We start from the raw sequence: 19,947 nt of genomic DNA, 5'->3' as shown, positions 1-19,947 counted from the left end.
GAAAAACTGCATTTCAGACCGGCACAGTTCTATAAGGAACAGCATGTACGTGGCAAATGGGTCTGTGATCAGTGCGACACCCTGACTCAGCAAGCGATGCCCGCCTATGTGATTGATAAAGGTATTGCCAGTCCTGAACTGCTCAGCCATGTGCTGGTATCGAAGTATGCCGATCATTTGCCGCTGTACCGTCAGCGCCTGATCTATCAGCGGGCGGGCATTGATCTGTCCAGATCTACTTTATCTGACTGGATTGGTCGCTGCGGTGTGGAACTGGAACCTCTGGCCAATGCCTTAAAACAGGTGGTGCTGCAACAGCGGGTGATCCATGCCGATGAAACGCCGGTCACCATCATGCGGATGGGTGATGATGAGAAAAAACCGAAGAAAGGTTATGTCTGGGCCTATGCCACTACACAGTACAATCCAGTTCAAGCGGTGATCTATGACTTTCAGGATAGCCGTTCAGGTCAGCATGCAGAAGAGTTCCTGAATGGCTGGCAGGGCCATCTGGTCTGTGATGATTACAGTGGTTATAAAGCACGCTTTAAATCAGGCGATGTCATTGAGGTGGGCTGCATGGCGCATGCACGTCGTAAATTCCATGAGCTACATGTGACTGGGAAAAGTCAGATCGCTGAACAGGCATTAGTGCTGATTCAGAAACTGTATGCTATAGAAGCAGAACTCAGGAAAAAGACCGATAGTACAGCAGAACACCGCCGCGAATACCGACAACAGCACAGCCAACCGGTGATGCAACAACTGTATGAATGGCTCAACCAACATGATCTGACGGTGCCATCGAGTTCTCCAACCGCCAAGGCCATCAATTACAGTCTGAAGCGTTGGCCAGCCTTAAGCCGCTATCTGGATGATGGCAATCTACCCATTGACAATAACTGGGCAGAGAACTCAATGCGTCCCTGGGCATTGGGCCGTAAGAACTGGTTGTTTGCAGGTTCGCTGCGCAGTGGACAGCGAGCGGCAAATATCATGACTTTAATCCAGTCAGCAAAGCTGAATGGGTTGGATCCGTATGCCTATCTCAGTGATGTGCTGAAAAGGCTGCCGACGCATAAAGCGACCCAAATAGAAGAATTACTGCCACATCGCTGGAAATCCAACTCAAATTAAAAAATAGGCATGGGGTTCAGCGGACGCTTACTTATTTTTAAAATGGATAGTCTGTTTTTAATTCAATTTCCTTGAAAAATAGGCAAACCATCCACATATATAAATTTAAGATACATCGCGCTGTATGTTTCTTGTTTGGTCTATTTAGACCGATAAATTGATCAGACGCTTTTGATTGAAGCGTGCTTCATGGTCTGGTCATCCATATCTCCAGGTGGATGACCTTTTAACCGCAGTCCTATTTCAATTCAGGGCTGCGTTTTTTATGCGCTGCGATCAATCATCAAGGTGATAAAATCTGTGCAACCAAGCCATTCACGACATGTGCCATTTTTTCAAAATTTACTGTTTTTAAAGTATCACCTGTGGTGTGGCGAAGTGAGCTGCGATAACTGCCCGTATCGGTAATTAAAATAGCTGGAATATCATATTTCCAATAATTTAAATGATCTGAAAAATCTATACCCTTGATGAAAGTCGGTGCCACCACGCGCTCACATTGCAACTGGTTCAAACGCTGCATCGTATTGCAATAGCTTGCACTCATTTCACGTGATTGCATATTACTCAATGCCACAATAAAATTGCCATGACTTGGGTAAATCCACTTTAAACCGATTGGGTAATTTTGCACCAAATTTTTATCGTAATAACCAATCATATCCAGCACATACACCGCACGGATTTTTTCCTTTTCAGCCTGCACAGATTTGGCATGTATAAAACTGCCCATCGACTCGGTTTTAAAAAATGGTGGCTCTGCCAAGGTATAAAAAACAAATTCAACATTTTGACTAAGTTTATTCTTTTCCTGCGCCAAAATTCGTGCTGTTTCGATTACACCTGCAACGCCAGAAGCGTTGTCATTTGCCCCCTGCTGCTGCCCATAAACATCGTAATGCGCACCAAAAATCGTTTTTTGCGCAGCACCGATATTCAATTTGCACACCACATTGCGGTAGCTTTGCTGATTGACCACATAATTTTGAAATTGACACGGAATTCCAAATACTCGCATTTGTTCCCGAATCCATGCCGAAACCCGATTCAGTTCAATCACATTTTTATAATGACGATACTGTTCGGAATTACCCAAACCCTGCTGCCCAATCACTTGCTGCATATAGACTTGCAAATTGTTTGGTTCTGCCCATTGAGCCTCAGGCACAGCAAATGTAGCAGTGGTCATCAATCCCATACCCGCGCCCAATATCCATGAATATAACTGCTGACTTTGAAACGCGCGCATGCTGATAATTCCAAGACAAAAAAGACCAATAAGATTGCTGAGTATTAAAGCAACAGCCTGTTGGCAAATTCAATTGCAAATTGTGTCGTTACACAGCGCTTGTGTTGAATCATGGTTATAATGCGAGATTCTGATTGATCGCTACATGAACTCGCCTATGAAAATTCGCATTCTGACCATTGGACAAAAAATGCCTGCTTGGGTGCTGACTGGTTTTGAAGATTATTTCAAGCGGATTCAGCCTTTTGTGCAGACTCAAATTGTCGAACTGCCAATGGCGAAACGTGGCAAAAATGATTCTGAGGCCGATATTCTAAAATATCGCCAAATTGAAGGTGATAGCATTTTAAATGCCATGAAAAACAATGAGGTGTTAATTGCCTTGGAAGTGGGCGGCAAAGAGTTCAGCACCGAAAAACTTGCAGAAACCATGAAAGGCTGGATGCTAGAAGGCAATGATGTCGTGCTTGCGATTGGTGGACCAGATGGTCACTCTGAAGCAGTACGTAAAGCAGCAGCATGGCATTGGTCATTATCCAAACTAACTTTGCCACACCCTTTAGTTCGCGTGATGCTGATTGAGCAGCTATACCGTGCTATGAGCATCAACCACAACCATCCTTATCATCGTGCAGGTTAAATCAACTTATTCAATTTGTACGTTGAGTTATCAAAATATCTTCAACTCAAACGACGTTGCAAAGCTGCAACATAGCGTTGAACAAAAGTACATTTCGCTATACACACTTTTTTGCGATGCTGTAGAACAGCAGGCTTTAGGGATCTAGGCATGAACTTACAGACATTACCCGGTTTATTTATCTCACATGGTTCGCCCATGTTGGCACTCAATCCTGAACAGGTCGGGCCTGCACTCAGCCGTTTAAGTGAAAATTTGCCAACACCGCAAGCCATTGTGGTGATGTCGGCGCATTGGGAAAGTAATGCACTGGAGGTCAACACAGGTATTCGCCCTGAAACATGGCATGACTTCCGTGGTTTTCCTGAAGCCTTGTACGCCCTGCGCTACCCTGCACCTGGCTTACCTGAACTGGCAGAAGATATTTTGCAGCGTTTGGCTGATGCGGGCTTTGCTGCCCATGCCAACAGCACACGCCCGCATGATCATGGCGTATGGATGCCATTACTACACATGTATCCCGATGCCAATATTCCAGTGATTACCATTTCTTTGCCCATGAATATGAGCGCCGAACAGATTTATCACATTGGGCAAAGTTTAGCGCCATTACGTGAACAGCAAATTTTACTGATTGGCTCAGGCAGTATCACCCATAACTTACGTGAATTATCATGGAATACACCCAATGCGGCTGTGCCTGAATGGGCATCTAGTTTCCGTAATCGTGTGGTGCAGCATTTAAGTCATCGCAATTATGATGCAGTACTAGATTGGCAACAATTGCCACATGTAGCACGTAATCACCCAACCCTAGAACACTTTGCACCGCTGTTTTTTGCAATGGGTACGGGAGATCGATTTAACATTGTACATAGCAGCTTTAGCATGGGTTCACTCGGTATGGATATTTATCGTTTTGACTAACCGATAGCTCCGCTTATTTAAAATCTGACTTTTTAATTTGGATACATTTTGTTAGCAAAAGCTACGATTTGTATCCATATTTTTTGTTAATCTCTTGATTATAATCACGTTGAAACTTTAGCACATAGAATATAAACCAATGAAATTCAGTATTTTTGCGCTTGCCCTGCTCCCTTTGGCTTTAACTGCATGTCAATCTTCACATCTTCCTGCCACTTCAGGAGATCCAGCTATTTCTACTCTATCCACCACATTAAAAACGCCTACACAAATTTTGCCCGCTTATACCTGGGAACTTGATCGTGGGCTGCAACGCCCGATTGTTCTGAGCTTTGATCAACGAGGCAGACTAAGTGTAGCTTCTGGCTGTAATGGCCTTGGCACGAGCTGGACTGTTAAAGATAATACCCTGAGTACGGGTGACATGATGGGCACCATGATGGCATGTGATGCACCATTAATGGAACAGGAACGTTTTATCAGCCAGCTTCTGCAAAAGCGTAATATTCCGTTTAGTCTGGATCTAAATGATGCCAATCAGCCAAAACTGAGTATTACTGCAGCTGATGGTCAAAAATATGTCTTTACCGGAAAAATGACACCGGAAACCAAATACCAAGGTCAGGCAGAAACCATTTTCCTGGAAGTTTCGTCACAGACTAAAGCCTGTACGGGTGTAGCTCAGCAAACCTGCTTACTGGTGAAAGAAATCAAATATGATGAAAAAGGCTTAAAGACTCAGGTCGATAAAGACTGGACTTTATTTTACGATCAGATCGAAGGTTTTCAGCATTCATCGAATGAGCGTCAGATTATTCGGGTAAAACGTTATGAAATTAAAAATCCGGCAGCTGACCAGTCTAAATATGCCTATGTATTCGACATGACCGTAGAGCGTGAAGCAGTCAAAGGCACTCTATAACGATAAAATCGCAATATAAAAAAACCGAGGCATTCACCTCGGTTTTTTTTCAAGCTTAAACTCAGTCAGACTTAGAATACGCCTTGAGAAAGCATTGCATCAGCAACTTTTACGAAGCCAGCGATGTTTGCGCCGTCTACATAGTTCACGGTACCGTCTTCTTTCGTACCGAATTTTACGCAGTTGCGGTGAATTTCTTTCATGATTGCGTGTAAGCGCTCATCAACTTCTTCGAAAGTCCAGCCTAAACGCAATGCGTTTTGAGACATTTCCAGACCAGAAGTTGCTACACCACCGGCGTTAGATGCTTTACCTGGCGCATAAAGAATTTTCGCTTCAACGAATTTCTCAACCGCTTCAAGTGTAGAAGGCATGTTCGCACCTTCAGCAACACAGATTACGCCGTTTGCAAGAAGCGCTGCTGCATCATTCGCATCAAGTTCGTTTTGAGTCGCACATGGAAGCGCGATATCACATTTAATACCCCAAGGACGTTGACCTTCAAGGTATTCAAAACCGTGCTTAGACGCAAATTCAGAAATACGACCACGTTTTACGTTTTTAAGCTCCATCACTTCAGCAAGTAATTCTGGCGTGAAACCTTCTTTCACGTACACAGTACCATTCGAGTCAGAAAGTGAAACTACTTTCGCACCCAAGTACATTGCTTTGTCTGCAGCAAATTGTGCAACGTTGCCTGAACCAGAAATCGCAACGACTTTATCTTTAAAGCAATCGCCACGAGTCTTGAGCATTTCCTCAGCGAAATACACAGTACCGTAACCTGTAGCTTCTGGACGCGCCAAAGAACCACCGAAAGACAAGCCTTTACCTGTGAATACACATGAAGTGTCATTGCTGAGCTTCTTCATCATACCCGCCATGTAACCCACTTCACGACCGCCTACACCAATATCACCCGCAGGAATATCCGTGTTAGAACCTAAATGACGATATAACTCGATCATTAAGGCTTGGCAGAAACGCATAATTTCGCCTTCAGACTTACCTTTAGGGTCAAAGTCTGAACCACCTTTACCACCGCCCATTGGCAATGTAGTCAAAGCATTTTTAAAGGTTTGTTCAAAACCTAAGAATTTTAAAATTGAAAGGTTCACTGATGGGTGGAAACGCATACCACCTTTAAATGGACCAATTGCTGAGTTGTACTGTACACGGAATGCACGGTTTACGTGGGTTTGACCTTGGTCATCTACCCAAGAAACGCGGAACTGAATTGCACGCTCAGGCTCAACCAAACGCTCAAGCAAACCATGTGCTGCATATTGAGGGTTCTTTTCAATGAACGGCCAAAGGCTGGTCATTACTTCTTCTACAGCTTGTAGAAACTCTGGTTGATGTGCATCACGTGTTTTAACGTAATCTAGGAATTCGTTAAGGCTGTTGTATTTCAACGCTTAATCCTCAGCAGAAAATGGATCAAAATTGGTCAAAATTTCAATCAATGATATATTTTGGCGCAAAATATTAAATATCTTTTGTTAACAATCTACAATAGTTTTTTTCAAAAAACTTTAAAACATTTGTATTTTCATAAATTTAACTTATTTTTTAGCGTGTTAAGCCCATAAGTTAATGTAACAAATTAATTCATAGTTTTGAGCATTTTTGCCCAAAAAGCTAGCAATTGTTGTTCTTAATTTGCGCACAAGCCTAAAAGCAAAAATCGTGCTAAAATCATCGACCTAGAATTTCCCCCTAGCCTTATCTTCCGTTTTTCTGCTGCTGTTAAAGTGGCATTGGTTTGTCCATGAATTCGCAAATTGCTCTGATTCAAAATATTGATGCGCAGCTCCCTCAAACTCAATGTGGCTTATGTGGTCACCGTGATGGCTGTTTACCCTACGCCAAAGCGATTGCAGAAGGCGAAGCGGCCAATAAATGCGTACCCGGTGGACAACCTGTTGCAGATGCACTAGCAAACTTACTGCAACGCCCTGTATTGACCGCAGAAGCCAGTGTTTGGCCTGTGCAGGCAGATGGACGCCCACAGCGTATGAAAGCCCTAATTCGTGAAGATGAGTGCATTGGTTGTACCAAATGTATTAATGCCTGCCCTGTCGATGCCATTTTAGGCTCAGGCAAACTCATGCACAGCATTTTGACTGATTTATGTACGGGCTGTGAATTGTGTATTCCGCCTTGCCCTGTCGATTGCATTGACTTGGTAGAAGATACACAACCCCTGCTTTCTGATAGCGCACGAGTGGCAGAACAGAATGATTTACGCCAACGCTACTACGCCCACATACAACGTGAAGAACAACGTCGTCTGCACCGTAAAGGCCCTGTGGTACGTGCAGAAATTGATACCGAACTGTTTGCTCAATTTTCTGCACAAGCCGATGCTGCTGTGCCTGTGATTGAATTGCCTGTGCAAAAAAATGAACAGATTTCCACTGCCGATGCACAAACCACCATCGAACTGGCAAAATTACGCACACAAATTAAAAAACTCGAAAAACAACTCAGTGTGCGTGACGATGAGAAAAAACGGCTATTACTAACCAATTTACAACAACAGTTACGTGAATTAGGAGCATAAACATGCCCGAAAGAAAGACACGTCTGACCAATAAAGCGGTTAAAACAACGACTGCCAAAAGCACCACGCTCAAAGAAAAGCCGTCTAAAAATATGACCAAAAAGCAAATTCAGACTTTTTTTGAGCGCTTACGTGAACAACGCCCAAATCCGACCACTGAACTGAATTTTTCCAATCCATTTGAATTGCTGATTGCGGTGACCTTATCTGCACAAGCGACCGATGTCAGCGTCAATAAAGCCACCGACAAACTGTTTCCTGTTGCCAATACGCCCGAAGCGATTTATGCCTTAGGTGTGGAAGGTTTAAAGGAATATATTAAAACCATCGGGTTGTATAATTCCAAAGCAGAAAATGTCATTAAAACCTGCAAAATTCTCATCGAAAAACACGGCAGCATCGTGCCTGATAATCGTGCCGATTTAGAAGCCTTGCCTGGCGTGGGACGTAAAACTGCCAATGTGGTCTTAAATACCGCGTTTGGACAGCCAACCATGGCGGTCGATACACATATTTTCCGCTTAGGTAACCGTACAGGTTTAGCTGTGGGTAAAAATGTTTTAGAAGTCGAACACCGTTTAATTAAAGTCATTCCTAAAGAGTTTTTAATTGACTCACATCACTGGTTGATTTTACATGGCCGTTATTGTTGTATTGCGCGTAAGCCTAAATGTGGTGAATGTGTGGTGTCAGATGTGTGTAACTGGCCTGATCGCTTTGAATTTGGCGCGCATCGGCATATCACGCTGCATGAAATTCATCACAACTCTGTATCTAAGTAAGTACTTCGGTAGAGTTTCCAAAGTGATCTAAACTTATTGATGACATGCTAGATCATCAAAGCAATGCGAATCATCCAAAATAGTGTGGATAACTGTGCAATCTATGCACAAGATTGTACAGAGATGAACTTGTTTCTTCATGGTTGGTATTTTCACCGTTACCTAATCTTTTTGTCTCTGTAACTGCTTGAGATTTTATAAAAATTACAATACCTAAAGTAATAATACCAACCACAAGAATTATTAATAGAATTTTATTCTTTTTCATAAGGTTTTATAAAAACTGCCCAAATTTAAAATTGCAATCTTTTGCAGATGTGTGATGGTTTATTTATCCTGAGAATCTTCAGACTGACGTTGTTGCTCTTGCTGTTGTTTAAGTTTCGGATGCAATTGATAGTGCTTGCCTGATTTTTTTTCAGCCGAATTCTGAGCTTGTGTGTTGCGCAACAACTTATAGCTCACAAAAACAAGAAAGCCTAAAACGGCAATACTTGCCAATAACATGATGATCACAGCAGCATGTTGCAAAGCACTCTCCCAAACTGACACAAATAAAAAGAGCCCTAATATGAATCAGGACTCTTTTAAAGTCAAAACAAGCAGCCTGTTTAAACGATTTTATTTTCTTTTAAACAGACTTGGTCTAAGACCTAGACTTATTTTGCTTGGTCTAAAATAGCAAACAAATCTGCTTGAACTTCTTCAATTGGACGAAGACCATTCAATTTGTTATAGCTTGGTGCATTTTCACCAGAAGCAGCACGACCTTGATAGAAGCCAACCAATTGCTCAGTTTCTGAGTGATACGCTTTTAAACGCTTACGAATGGTTTCTTCTTGGTCATCTGGACGTTGAACCAAATCTTCGCCAGTTTCGTCATCTTTACCTTCCACTTTTGGTGGATTGTAAACAAGGTGATAAATACGACCAGATGCAGGGTGCTGACGACGACCAGACAAACGTTGTACGATTTCTTCGTCTGCAACATCAATTTCAATCACGTGGTCGATATTGATGCCTTCGCTTTCCAAGGCTTCAGCTTGTGGAATAGTGCGAGGGAAACCATCAAAAATACAACCATTCACGCAATCTGGCTGCGCAATACGCTCTTTCACTAAGCCAATGATCAGTTCATCAGATACCAAACCGCCACCGTCCATGACGCTTTTGGCTTGTAGACCTAATTCAGTACCTTCACGAATTGCAGCACGGAGCATATCACCGGTTGAAATTTGTGGGATATTGTAGCGCTTACAGATCAACTGAGCTTGTGTACCTTTACCTGCTCCAGGTGGTCCGAGTAAGATAATGCGCATAAAAAAACATCCTCATTTTAACAATGTATTTGACACTCGTTGCATATCAGAGCCATCGCCCTTTACGCAGCCAGCATCCTCTTATAAGAAAGCGACAAACAAATGTATTAAACCAGCAATAAAACCAGTTACACCACCCAAGACAATTAAAATCCACTCATCTTCCTGAAAGGCAGGACGCAAGAGATTCTGGAATTCTTTTGGCGTCAGTTCACGAATACGATCTCTGAACATTTGATAAATTTTCTGTGCACGGCTCGCATTAAAGGCAGGGTCGCATACAGGCACCATCGTAATTTCAATCGAACGATCAATCAAGTCAGTCTTGAGTTTGGCATACTCTTTTGGCCCCAAAGACAACTGTAAAGAGGTACGAACCAATGGTGTTTCCATAATTTCGTTGATGTGGCGTTTGACAATACGGCGGGTTTTGTCTTTTTTACTGCCATACATCATTTCAGTCATAATCGATTTTAACGTAATCAGATCTTCTGTGACTACCGTTGCAAACACATCCGAGACTTCTTCTTGGCGTTTCATGAACGCACCCTGAATATTATAAGTCCCAATGCGTGGAATCACTGGCTTAATCCATGGAAATTGACGATTTTCAGTCAATTTAAAGAACTGCGGATATTTCACGTAATGTGGTTCGACTGGGTTAAATACCATCCAAATCGCAATCCAGTTGGTCAAGAAGCCCCAAATTGCCGCCCAAAATGGAACCGTCCAGTGCCATGGTACAAGAAACCAAACAATCATTTGGAAAATACCAAAGAACATCCCAATCAATGCACTGATATGCCAAATAAAGTTAATTTCTTTTTGACCGACTTTTAGGAACATACGCACCATTAAGCGGCGATCACCTTCCATTTGGCTGACCACCATTTCACGCATATCCACCAAGGATTCAACATTCAAGGTCAGTTCAGTCACCAATTCACGCAGCACACCTGGCAATTGTTTATGCGCCTGTGCGTAAATACGGCGTTTAATCGAATACGGTAGGTTTTCCCAAAGCACAGCATTGCGGTCTAACATGACCTCATCAATTAAGTGCTCAAGTTCAAAACCCACTTGCTCACCAATAATACGCGCCATATCTTCAGGGTCCATAGCATTGAGAAACTCACGCAATGAACCTAATTTTGACAATGTGTTATCGGTAATGATGCCTGAAATACGCCCTGCTTTACGCGGTACAATCCCCTGCCATCCCACAGGAATAGGCCCAAGGTGAAAGCCCCAAAAGCTAATTGGATAGAACACCATTTTTAGTGCCATCCACACGTGCGCCCAAGTCACAAAAGCAGTCACAGGAATAATACTGAGCACGGCCCAAAAATCTGGACGATTCAAAAAGGTTTGCCACAACTGATTGACGTACTCAAGCATGCATTTTTTCCATATTTAGTTCTAATTACAAGATTCTAAAGTAGTTAAAAGTCACTATTCTGACTACAAACCCATACTGAGCGTATAGGAAAATTGTAGTCTAGGCTCAGTTTCCGCAATCACTCGCCCTTGTCGATCTTCCAATTTTTCACCTGCGCCAATGCCAACACTAAAGCTACTGATGCGTTCAGGGCTCAGTAATACATAAGCCAGATCAATGCCCGCACCTAAACGCGCTTTTTCTTCACCATCCACCCATTTAGATTCTAGGTGTCCTGCGTAAGCGCCAATATAATAACCATTTTTGTCTTTACCTGTGAGGTGGTATGGGTAACGAAAACCTGTTTGCCCACCGACTTCATGGTCACCATTTAAAAAAGCCCCCGCTTTTAGATAGGCAATGCCATAAGGATTGACCCATTCACCATTCAAATGCAGTAATTTTTGGGTAATACCCGCCCCTACATTCCAGGTTTTTGCGCTATCTGCGCTAATTTTTGCTTCAGGTAAAAAAGTAGTGTTCCCAGCAAAGCTAAAACTTGAAAAGGCAAGTAATGCCACGAAAGAATAGACTTTTGTCATTATTGTCACCAGTGTCCATTTGTTTTAATTTTAAAAACAGTCCTGTTTTCGTGTTTTGACTCTAGCAGAATTGTCAGGATTCTTATATACAGCAAATTACAATTTTGATGTCGCTAAAGTCAAAAATTAAGATTGCGCCCATCTTCTAGGTTAAATCGGGCAATTCAGTCAAACATGGTTACTCAAAATTGCCAATAGATGCGTTAGAATAGTCCAAATTCGTTCTCCCTCATTTTTGTTAAGCCAATTTTTGTATGAAACAACACTATCCGTTAAAAAATGCTCAGCAAGAGAAGCGTATTTTTCGCAATCGCATCTTTTTTTCGGTGGGTGTTGTGGTTTTTTTCTTGCTGCTGTTGGTGGCTCGTTATGCCTTTTTACAAATTAGTGGCTACGATGAATTTGCGACTGCATCAGATAAAAACCGAATTCGGCTACAACCACTCGCACCTGCACGTGGTTATATTTATGACCGCAATGGTGTGTTATTGGCAGATAACTACCCTGTGTTCTCAGCCACTTTAAGCCGTGCAGATGTTGAAGATATTGACGATACCATTGCGCGACTGACACCTGTTTTACAACTGACAGAAGAAGATATCGATCGCTTTAAAAGTCGGATTAAAACTTCACGTAAAACTGAACGTGTATCGATCAAGCTGAATTTAAATGAATCGGATATTGCCCGTTTTAGTGAAGTTAAATTTCAGTTCCCTGGGGTCAATATTGAAACCCAGATGACACGTTACTATCCGCATGGTGACTTATTTGCGCACGTGATTGGTTATGTCGGGCGCATTAACGACAAAGAACTGAAAGAAATTGACAAAGATGCTTATGCAGGCACCAACTTGATTGGCAAAATTGGGGTGGAGAAATCGTATGAGCACTTGCTACATGGCGTACCCGGCAACGAATCTGTAGAAGCCGATGCACATGGTAATGTGCTGCGCAATTTAGGACGTAAAGACCCTGTACGTGGCAATGATTTGTTTTTGTCATTGGATTATGGCTTGCAAGTGGTCGCCTCTGAACAACTGGCAGAACGCCGTGGTGCAATTGTGGCACTTGACCCACGTACAGGTGAAATTTTAGCTTTAGTCTCCAGTCCGAGTTTTAACCCTAACTTATTTGTCACAGGTATTAGCCATACCGACTACTCTGCCTTACGCGATAATTTAGATCAACCACTCTATAACCGTGCAGTACAAGGTGTTTATCCACCGGGTTCTACCATTAAGCCGATGTTTGGTTTAGGCGGTATTCATTATGGCTATGTCGACTGGAAAACCGCCATTCAGGATTATGGTTATTTCACTTTACCAGGCGACAGCCACCGTTTCCGTGACCATAAAAAAACTGGGCATGGCATTGTCGATATGCACAAAGCTCAAGTCGTGTCGTGTGATACCTACTTCTATGTATTGTCGTATCGCATGGGCATTGAAAAAATGAACGACTGGATGCGTCAATTTGGCTTTAGTGAAAAAACTGGGGTCGATTTACCAAGTGAAAGCACAGGACTCTACCCAAACCCGGACTGGAAAATGCGTACGCGCAAAGCCAAATGGATGAAAGGTGAAACAATTTCCGTCAGTATTGGTCAGGGTGCATTTACCTCGACACCATTGCAATTAGCAATGGCCACCGCCATCACCGCCAACAAAGGATTTAAAGTCACACCGCACGTGTTACGTGAAAGTCGTGGCGCGAAACCATTTAAAGTTCACAATGGTACCAACGGAAAAATTGACTTTAACGGCACAGAAGAAGACTGGATTAAAATGCGTGATGCCATGGTTGATGTGATTCAATCAGGTACAGGTAAAGGGATTAAAGGCGGCTTGCAATATTCAGTTGCAGGTAAAACAGGTACAGCACAGGTTAAAAGTATTGCGCAAGGTAAACGCTATAACGAAGCCTTATTGACCGACCGTCAGCTTGACCACGGTTTATTTGTTGGCTTCGCTCCTGCCGAAAACCCTGAAATCGCAATTGCCATCATTCTAGAAAATGGTCGCGGTGGTTCTGCAGCAACGGCTTTGGCGCGTCCAATTTTAGACTATTGGTTACTGAATAAAAATAAAAAGCCAATTCGTCCATCTGCCGCACAAGTGAGTGGTGGCTTAATGACTGCAGGTTTAAAACCAAGTGAATTGCCAAGTGGTGAAGTCCCTTCATCTACTGCACCAAATACGAATAACGTGAATAATCCGAATACAGCAACCAATCACCCTGCGCTCAACCCAAATCCTTCGCAAACTACTCCGAGTTCAGCTCCAACCAATCCACCTGCAACTGCGCCAACAGCAGTTGTACCCACTAACCCAATTGAGAGCGACTAAGCCATGAAAAATCAACTACGCATTATTGGTGGAGAATGGAAACGTCGTCAGTTGGCTTTTGCTTCAATTGAGGGATTACGCCCTACGCCCGACCGAGTGCGCGAAACCTTATTCAACTGGTTAATGTGGGATGTGCAAAACGCCAAAGTGTTAGACCTCTGTTCAGGTTCGGGCGCTTTAGCTTTTGAAGCCCTGTCTCGCGGTGCGGCACACGTGGTCATGATTGAGCCAAACCGTACACAAGCACAGTTTTTACAGCAAAATTTAGAATTATTACGCGTCAATAAAAGCAAAGCACAAGTAAAAGTTTCTACCGCACAACATGCTTTGGCGACACTAAAAGATCAGTTTGATTTGATATTTTTAGACCCGCCTTATAGTTTAGATTTATGGGAAGAATTGGCAGGGTTGGCTGATCCACTCATTGCGGCACAAGGTCTGATTTATGTTGAAGCAGATCGTGATTTAAACCTGTTAAAATTACCGCAGACTTGGCAAAAAGTTAAAGAGAGCAAAGCGGGAACTGTACGTGCGGGCTTATACCAAAAGAGTGTTGTTTAAATTTTCTCCTTAAAAGATACGCGGTAATTTTATGACTATCGACACTTTTCAAGAGTCATCTATTAATGTAATATTATAACATTACATATTGTAGTGTTTATCTTCATGAAAGTTCGTTCATCTTTAAAAAGTGCAAAATCGCGTGCCGATTGTCAAATTGTGAAACGTCGTGGCAAATTATTTGTGATTTGCAAATCCAATCCACGTTTTAAAGCAAGACAGGGATAATCCCCTGTCTTTTAGTTTTGATAGATTATTACACTGAAATAGTGTGCTTATTCTGAATAGTAACGTGTATCGACACTAAAACTTTCAGGAAATTTTGCTTGAACCTGCGCATAAAATGCCATGATTTCAGCCATATCTTTTTCAAAATCGCCGGTTGGATGCACAATTTTTCCCACACCCGTTTTCTTTTTTGCGTAATCCATATACGCCAAAGCAATTGGCACACCTGCATTTAGCGCAACATGATAAAAACCTGTTTTCCATTGTTCTTGACGCGCACGTGTGGCTTCAGGCGTCACTAACATCACCAATTTAGGATGGGTTTTAAATAAGTCCGTCATGAGCTGAACCATACTTGGTCTTGCTTCGCCTCGTGCTTTCGGACGACGGTCAATACCAATACCACCCATTGCACGAACAAATGGCCCAAACGGCAATTTCATATAGCTGTCTTTAATGGTCAGGCGAACATTAACGCCCAAAGCTTTAAGCCCTAAACGTGCATATAACGCATCCCAATTACTGGTATGCGGTGCTGCAATCATCACATATTGGTCTAACTCCAACGGACAATGATTGTCGATTTCCCAACCCATTAAATTTAAGCTTCGCTCAGCTAACTTTTCAAACACAACCGCATACCCCAAATAAAGTGTGCGAATTTTAGCAAGCATCGACAAATACAAAAGTCTAAAACGACGAATAAATAAACAAATACTTTATAAATGTATAAAAATTTCCTGCACTCATCTTATTTTTGTCATTCCATGCAAAATCATACTGTTTTTGCGCTTATTCATTGCTAGATTCAAGCAAGTTTAAAATGGTAAATATATAAATTTACGCACAGTTTGCTGAGTTTTTTACGGTCTAATCCGATGTAATCCTTGAAGTGAAACTTAAAACTTTAAAACATCTGGCTTGTTATGATTTGCTACAAATCTTCATTAAAAATAAGGCAAATTGGCTTTTCAGATACAAGGTGAAAGTTTAAGGTGGCAGCAAGACAAGTTTGAAGTTCAGAACATTTATGCTGAATCGTTATCCGATTGCACTCAGTACACTTAGCTTATTTTTAGTAGCTTGCGGATCAACTGATCCAAGCAGGGAATATCAATCCGCTTTGCCTTCTGAGCCACAAATTACGCCCAAAACTGAAGTTCAAAATTCAGCAACTTCATGGACAGGACAAGCTACAGGTAACTTTAGAGCCTTATTGCCTTGTGACAACTGTGAACAGCATGTGATTCATTTACGCCTGAATGATGATCAAACCTTTCAACTCAGCGACATTAAACGCTCGAAACAACGCCAGCGCGAAAACCAGGTGGCGGGAACGATTCAAGCTGCTCAGGGCAACAATCAGCAAGACAAACAGAACCAACACCCATCGCAAAACACGGCAAATGAATGGTTGCTCAATACAGAAAATGGGCAAGCATATGCACGTATTCAACTCACAGCGCACGGTCTTAAATTCAGTTTATACAATCAGAAAAAGACACAAAATCAGCAGAAAAATGAAACTCAGGTTTTCTTACATCCTGTAGAAAATATGCAAGTCAGTAATGCCCTGAAGCATGTCGATATTCAGGCTGAACACGTACAAAATGTTGAGGTCAAAGAATTAAACGACCCTGTGATGGCACACGATTATTTTCTGGCAATTCACAATCAATCTGATCAAGCATTACAATTACATGCCAATGACTTGGTTTTGGTCGATCAGCAATATCAAGAATATGCAGCCGTAGTCGATCCGCATTTTTTAGAACCAATTCCTGCACAACAAAAACAATGGATTAAGGTGTCTTTCCATTACCCTGCTTCTGTAGAGGCAGATGTGATCAAAATTAAATAGGTTACAGCTGCTGCATTTCATAAATGAAGGAACATCAATTTAAGGATGTTTCAAAGTTCTTTGACTATTTTAAATAGCCATAAAAAAAAACCCTGCATCAGCAGGGTTTTCTTTTAAACCATCAAGCGATTACGCGTTGAATTGGTTCATTGTGTTTTTAGCTTCGTCCGCTGCTTTAAGCGCGTTGTCACCAGAGAAAATTTCTTTGTGATCGTCACCGATGTCAGAACCAGCCATTGCTTGGTGTTTAACACAAGCGATACCACCGCGGATTTCTTTACGTTGTACGCCAGCAACATAAGCCAACATACCTTCAGAACCGAAGTAACCTTGAGCAAGCTCGTGAGTAGAAAGAGCAGCTGTGTGGTAAGTAGGCAGAGTGATCAAGTGGTGGAACACGCCTGCTTCACGAGAAGCGTCTGCTTGGAATGTACGTACTTTTTCGTCAGCTTCAGCAGCCAATTCAGAATCGTCGTACTCAGCGCTCATTAATTTAGCGCGGTCGTATGCAGATACGTCTTTACCTTCAGCAACCCAACGGTCGTACGCTTGTTGACGGAAGTTCAGTGTCCAGTTGAATGATGGAGAGTTGTTGTAAACAAGTTTCGCATTTGGCACAACTTCACGTACACGGTTAACCATGTGAGCGATTTCTTCTACGTTTGGAGTCGCAGTTTCGATCCAAAGAAGGTCAGCACCGTTTTGTAAGCTAGTTACACAGTCAAGTACAACGCGGTCAATTTGAGTGCCTTCACGGAACTGGTACAAGCCAGAAGCTAAACGCTTAGGACGGTGTAATTTACCATCACGCTTGATTAGGATTTCGTCTTCTTTCGCTTCAGAGATGTCAATTTCTTGAGTGTCTAAGTAGCTGATGTATTGAGAAGCGATGTCGCCTGGCTCTTTAACTACTGGGATTTTTTGAGTTAAGTCAGCGCCTTCAGAGTCAGTACGTGCAACGATGATACCGTCGTCAAGACCCATTTCTAAGAACGCATAACGTAACGCGTGGATTTTAGCGATGAAGTCTTCGTGTGGAACAGTTACTTTACCAGCTTGGTGACCACATTGTTTCGCGTCAGAAACTTGGTTTTCGATTTGAAGTGCACATGCACCCGCTTCGATCATTTTCTTAGCTAATAAGTAAGTTGCTTCTTCGTTACCGAAACCAGCGTCGATGTCCGCAATGATTGGCACAACGTGAGTTTCAAAGTTGTCGATTTGAGCAGTGATTTCAGCAGCTTTAGCAGTATCACCAGCGTCTTGTGCTTTTTTAAGTGCGCGGAACAAATCGTTTAATTCTTTCGCGTCAGCTTGACGTAAGAATGTGTAGATTTCTTCGATCAATGCAGGAACAGAAGTTTTTTCGTGCATAGATTGGTCAGGAAGTGGACCGAATTCTGAACGAAGTGCAGCAACCATCCAACCAGAAAGGTAGATATAACGGCGTTCAGTAGTACCGAAGTATTTTTTGTTCGCAATCATTTTTTGTTGCGCAACAAAACCGTGCCAGCAACCTAAAGATTGAGTGTATTTGCTTGAATCAGCATCATAAGCAGCCATATCACGACGCATAATCGCAGCTGTATATTTAGCAATATCTAAACCAGTTTTGAAACGGTTTTGCATTTGCATACGCGCAGCATCTTCAGGACTGATGTCTGCCCAAGTGTTGCCGAATTTTGCTTTTAATTCGCGGATTGCATCAATCGCTGTTTGGTATGTAGTCATGATATTGTACCCTGTAATATTATTTAGGATTTATCAATCGAAGGCTAAATCGCGCTTATGCTTGATTGCTCAGATTTAGAGCACTTCGTTACGATGAATACAGAGTAGAGTGACTGAATGAATTAATCCAATATTCTCGTGTAATTCTCGGTATTTTTTTAAAAAATGTATAGATCAAAGTCTTAATTCACAAAAACAATAAAAACACAACCTATTGATTTTAAAAACCTTATTTAGAAAATTAATCAAATATCTTTGCTTACAAATTCATCTCTGTGCCGATATTTTCTGCATTAGACTTAAGTCTTGCATTTCATAAAAAATGCTTGCATTGGCGATTTCTGCCATTTTTTAGCAAAATTTTGCTGCTTTTCAGCACAATGTAAGTGCATAAGTTTCATACAAAATAGAATCTGCTATCAGTTCTGCCAATGCTTTTAAGTGTTTTTGCATTTAATATTAAAAAGTATAGATGCAGTGCTAGGCAGCTTACATTTCTTTAGGAAATAATGATGGGGCTGGCTGTTTTTATTCAGATTTTTTGCTATTTATCTCGTCGATTTTTTCATCATAATTTATACACAAGCCTTACGGCTTATGGCATAATTCCAATAATTTAGTGATTTTATTTTCGGTATTTATTTTATGAATCTGGAGCGGGTTGATCTTAATCTATTAATTTATCTTGACGTCTTACTTCGTGAAAAAAATGTAACCCGTGCTGCAGAACAATTGGGCGTTACCCAACCTGCGATGAGTAACATTTTACGTCGTTTGCGCAATTTATTTAATGATCCCCTGCTAATTCGTTCTTCTGAAGGCATGACGCCAACTGAACGTGCCTTAGAATTACAACCGCGTATCCGGGATGCCTTATCTGACCTTTCTATGATTTTGGAGCCGCGTACTGAGTTCCGCCCTTATACTTCAAATCGTGTATTTCGGATTATGACCTCCGATTACGCAGAAGCCACATTAGTACCGCGTTTGGTTAAAGCTTTACGCTCTGAAGCACCTAATGTGGTATTAGACTTTTTAACCCCGAGTGATGTGTCTTATCGCGACATGGAACAAGGTAAAGTCGATTTGGCGATTAACCGTTTTAATGAAATTCCACAAAGTTTCCATCAGGTTTTAGTTTGGCGTGATAGTTTTTCTTGCCTGCTCAATCACAAACACCCTGCTGCCAATAACCTGAATTTAAAAAGCTACTTAGATGCACAACATATTTGGGTTTCTAAAACAGGTATGGGCGTTGGTTTTGGTGTGAATCCAGAGAAACAAGCGGGACTGGGTTGGATTGATCAAGCTTTAGAGCGTATTGGACAAAAACGTAAAATTTCGGTGTTTACCCGTCATTATCAAATGCCTGCACTACTCGCGTCTAATGTAGATTTAGTCGCAACCTTACCTACACGTATTGCGCGCTTACAAGCCAAAAGCCAAAGTTTACTGATTAAAGACCCACCATTTTATATTCCAGAATTTGAATTAAAGATGGCATGGTGTCCGTTGTTACATCATCACCCTGCACACCGTTGGTTACGCCAATTGATTTTATATGTAGCGCGCCAAATGATTGAAGAAGAAAACCGTGAGTTTTTACTGAATAACTCTCAATTTTCAGCCTATTAATTAAAAATTCACTGAACTTATTGGCACAAACGCTTATACTCAGATGAGGAATATTTCGATATTC

At 41.9% G+C, this 19,947-nt stretch carries 19 protein-coding genes; 11 read left to right on the top strand and 8 right to left on the bottom strand.

Translation table 11 applies throughout. From position 1 onward, the window contains the following. Nucleotides 1–1,137 (top strand): IS66 family transposase (locus tag CF596_RS05675; protein ID WP_096901487.1); only part of this gene is annotated, 1,137 nt, incomplete at its 5' end. 283 nt (nucleotides 1,138–1,420) lie between these two features. Here the strand turns inward: CF596_RS05675 and CF596_RS05670 are convergent. Beyond that, nucleotides 1,421–2,335, bottom strand: coding sequence for a M28 family peptidase (locus tag CF596_RS05670; protein WP_225530199.1), 915 nt, complete (start codon nucleotides 2,333–2,335; stop codon nucleotides 1,421–1,423). A 208-nt stretch (nucleotides 2,336–2,543) separates the two neighbouring features. On the opposite strand from CF596_RS05670, the gene rlmH reads away from it, so the two are divergent. The 3 genes from rlmH to CF596_RS05655 all read left to right on the top strand — a co-directional run bounded on the left by rlmH (nucleotide 2,544) and on the right by CF596_RS05655 (nucleotide 4,875). Next, on the top strand, nucleotides 2,544–3,026 hold the full coding sequence (gene rlmH / locus CF596_RS05665) for a 23S rRNA (pseudouridine(1915)-N(3))-methyltransferase RlmH (protein ID WP_096901486.1): 483 nt from the start codon (nucleotides 2,544–2,546) through the stop codon (nucleotides 3,024–3,026). A 150-nt stretch (nucleotides 3,027–3,176) separates the two neighbouring features. Then, nucleotides 3,177–3,953 (top strand): class III extradiol ring-cleavage dioxygenase, encoded by a 777-nt coding sequence (locus CF596_RS05660; RefSeq protein ID WP_096901485.1) that lies wholly within the window; start codon nucleotides 3,177–3,179, stop codon nucleotides 3,951–3,953. A gap of 139 nt (nucleotides 3,954–4,092) precedes the next feature. Continuing rightward, on the top strand, nucleotides 4,093–4,875 hold the full coding sequence (locus CF596_RS05655) for an META and DUF4377 domain-containing protein (RefSeq protein ID WP_096901484.1): 783 nt from the start codon (nucleotides 4,093–4,095) through the stop codon (nucleotides 4,873–4,875). Between the two features lie 71 nt (nucleotides 4,876–4,946). On the opposite strand, the gene gdhA is transcribed toward CF596_RS05655, so the two are convergent. Next, entirely contained in the window at nucleotides 4,947–6,290 is a 1,344-nt protein-coding gene (gene gdhA / locus CF596_RS05650) for an NADP-specific glutamate dehydrogenase (protein ID WP_004970711.1), read from the bottom strand. A gap of 356 nt (nucleotides 6,291–6,646) precedes the next feature. Here gdhA and CF596_RS05645 point away from each other — a divergent pair, with 356 nt between their 5' ends. Together CF596_RS05645 and nth are read left to right on the top strand one after the other, a co-directional pair. Beyond that, nucleotides 6,647–7,441, top strand: coding sequence for an RnfABCDGE type electron transport complex subunit B (locus CF596_RS05645; protein WP_096901483.1), 795 nt, complete (start codon nucleotides 6,647–6,649; stop codon nucleotides 7,439–7,441). A gap of 92 nt (nucleotides 7,442–7,533) precedes the next feature. Beyond that, entirely contained in the window at nucleotides 7,534–8,223 is a 690-nt protein-coding gene (gene nth, locus CF596_RS05640; RefSeq protein ID WP_026438446.1) for an endonuclease III, read from the top strand. A 327-nt stretch (nucleotides 8,224–8,550) separates the two neighbouring features. Here nth and CF596_RS05630 read toward each other — a convergent pair whose 3' ends face one another. The 4 genes from CF596_RS05630 to CF596_RS05615 all read right to left on the bottom strand — a co-directional run bounded on the left by CF596_RS05630 (nucleotide 8,551) and on the right by CF596_RS05615 (nucleotide 11,522). Beyond that, a complete protein-coding gene (locus tag CF596_RS05630) occupies nucleotides 8,551–8,754 on the bottom strand; it encodes a hypothetical protein (protein WP_004970716.1) in 204 nt (67 codons plus the stop codon). A gap of 128 nt (nucleotides 8,755–8,882) precedes the next feature. Further along, complete coding sequence (gene adk, locus CF596_RS05625) at nucleotides 8,883–9,542, bottom strand: adenylate kinase (RefSeq protein WP_004970717.1); 660 nt, start codon at nucleotides 9,540–9,542, stop codon at nucleotides 8,883–8,885. An 81-nt stretch (nucleotides 9,543–9,623) separates the two neighbouring features. Further along, nucleotides 9,624–10,940 carry a hypothetical protein gene (locus CF596_RS05620; RefSeq protein ID WP_004970719.1) on the bottom strand — a complete coding sequence of 439 codons (1,317 nt, stop codon included), beginning with the start codon at nucleotides 10,938–10,940 and terminating at the stop codon, nucleotides 9,624–9,626. Nucleotides 10,941–11,003: 63 nt separating this feature from the next. After that, nucleotides 11,004–11,522, bottom strand: coding sequence for a hypothetical protein (locus CF596_RS05615; RefSeq protein WP_004970721.1), 519 nt, complete (start codon nucleotides 11,520–11,522; stop codon nucleotides 11,004–11,006). Nucleotides 11,523–11,776: 254 nt separating this feature from the next. Between CF596_RS05615 and mrdA the strand changes: the two genes are divergently transcribed. The 3 genes from mrdA (at nucleotide 11,777) to ykgO (ending at nucleotide 14,656) form a co-directional block, all read left to right on the top strand. Further along, nucleotides 11,777–13,867 carry a penicillin-binding protein 2 gene (gene mrdA / locus CF596_RS05610; protein ID WP_096901482.1) on the top strand — a complete coding sequence of 697 codons (2,091 nt, stop codon included), beginning with the start codon at nucleotides 11,777–11,779 and terminating at the stop codon, nucleotides 13,865–13,867. 3 nt (nucleotides 13,868–13,870) lie between these two features. Continuing rightward, the gene (gene rsmD, locus CF596_RS05605; protein WP_096901481.1) at nucleotides 13,871–14,428 is read left to right on the top strand and encodes a 16S rRNA (guanine(966)-N(2))-methyltransferase RsmD; all 558 of its coding nucleotides are present in this window, start codon (nucleotides 13,871–13,873) and stop codon (nucleotides 14,426–14,428) included. Between the two features lie 105 nt (nucleotides 14,429–14,533). Then, complete coding sequence (ykgO, locus tag CF596_RS05600; protein WP_026438469.1) at nucleotides 14,534–14,656, top strand: type B 50S ribosomal protein L36; 123 nt, start codon at nucleotides 14,534–14,536, stop codon at nucleotides 14,654–14,656. 47 nt (nucleotides 14,657–14,703) lie between these two features. On the opposite strand, the gene CF596_RS05595 is transcribed toward ykgO, so the two are convergent. Next, on the bottom strand, nucleotides 14,704–15,330 hold the full coding sequence (locus CF596_RS05595) for a 1-acyl-sn-glycerol-3-phosphate acyltransferase (RefSeq protein ID WP_004970727.1): 627 nt from the start codon (nucleotides 15,328–15,330) through the stop codon (nucleotides 14,704–14,706). A gap of 356 nt (nucleotides 15,331–15,686) precedes the next feature. Between CF596_RS05595 and CF596_RS05590 the strand changes: the two genes are divergently transcribed. Continuing rightward, complete coding sequence (locus tag CF596_RS05590) at nucleotides 15,687–16,517, top strand: copper resistance protein NlpE N-terminal domain-containing protein (protein WP_096901480.1); 831 nt, start codon at nucleotides 15,687–15,689, stop codon at nucleotides 16,515–16,517. A gap of 129 nt (nucleotides 16,518–16,646) precedes the next feature. Here CF596_RS05590 and CF596_RS05585 read toward each other — a convergent pair whose 3' ends face one another. After that, nucleotides 16,647–18,248, bottom strand: coding sequence for an isocitrate lyase (locus CF596_RS05585; protein ID WP_004977281.1), 1,602 nt, complete (start codon nucleotides 18,246–18,248; stop codon nucleotides 16,647–16,649). A 645-nt stretch (nucleotides 18,249–18,893) separates the two neighbouring features. On the opposite strand from CF596_RS05585, the gene CF596_RS05580 reads away from it, so the two are divergent. Beyond that, complete coding sequence (locus CF596_RS05580) at nucleotides 18,894–19,883, top strand: LysR family transcriptional regulator (RefSeq protein WP_004977282.1); 990 nt, start codon at nucleotides 18,894–18,896, stop codon at nucleotides 19,881–19,883. Nucleotides 19,884–19,947 lie beyond the last annotated feature (64 nt).

The organism is Acinetobacter sp. YT-02 (assembly GCF_002412355.1).
GTDB classification, from domain to species: Bacteria; Pseudomonadota; Gammaproteobacteria; order Pseudomonadales; family Moraxellaceae; genus Acinetobacter; species Acinetobacter towneri.
Note: the sequence above shows the minus strand (reverse complement) of the source record. Positions and strands in the feature narration are given on the sequence as shown.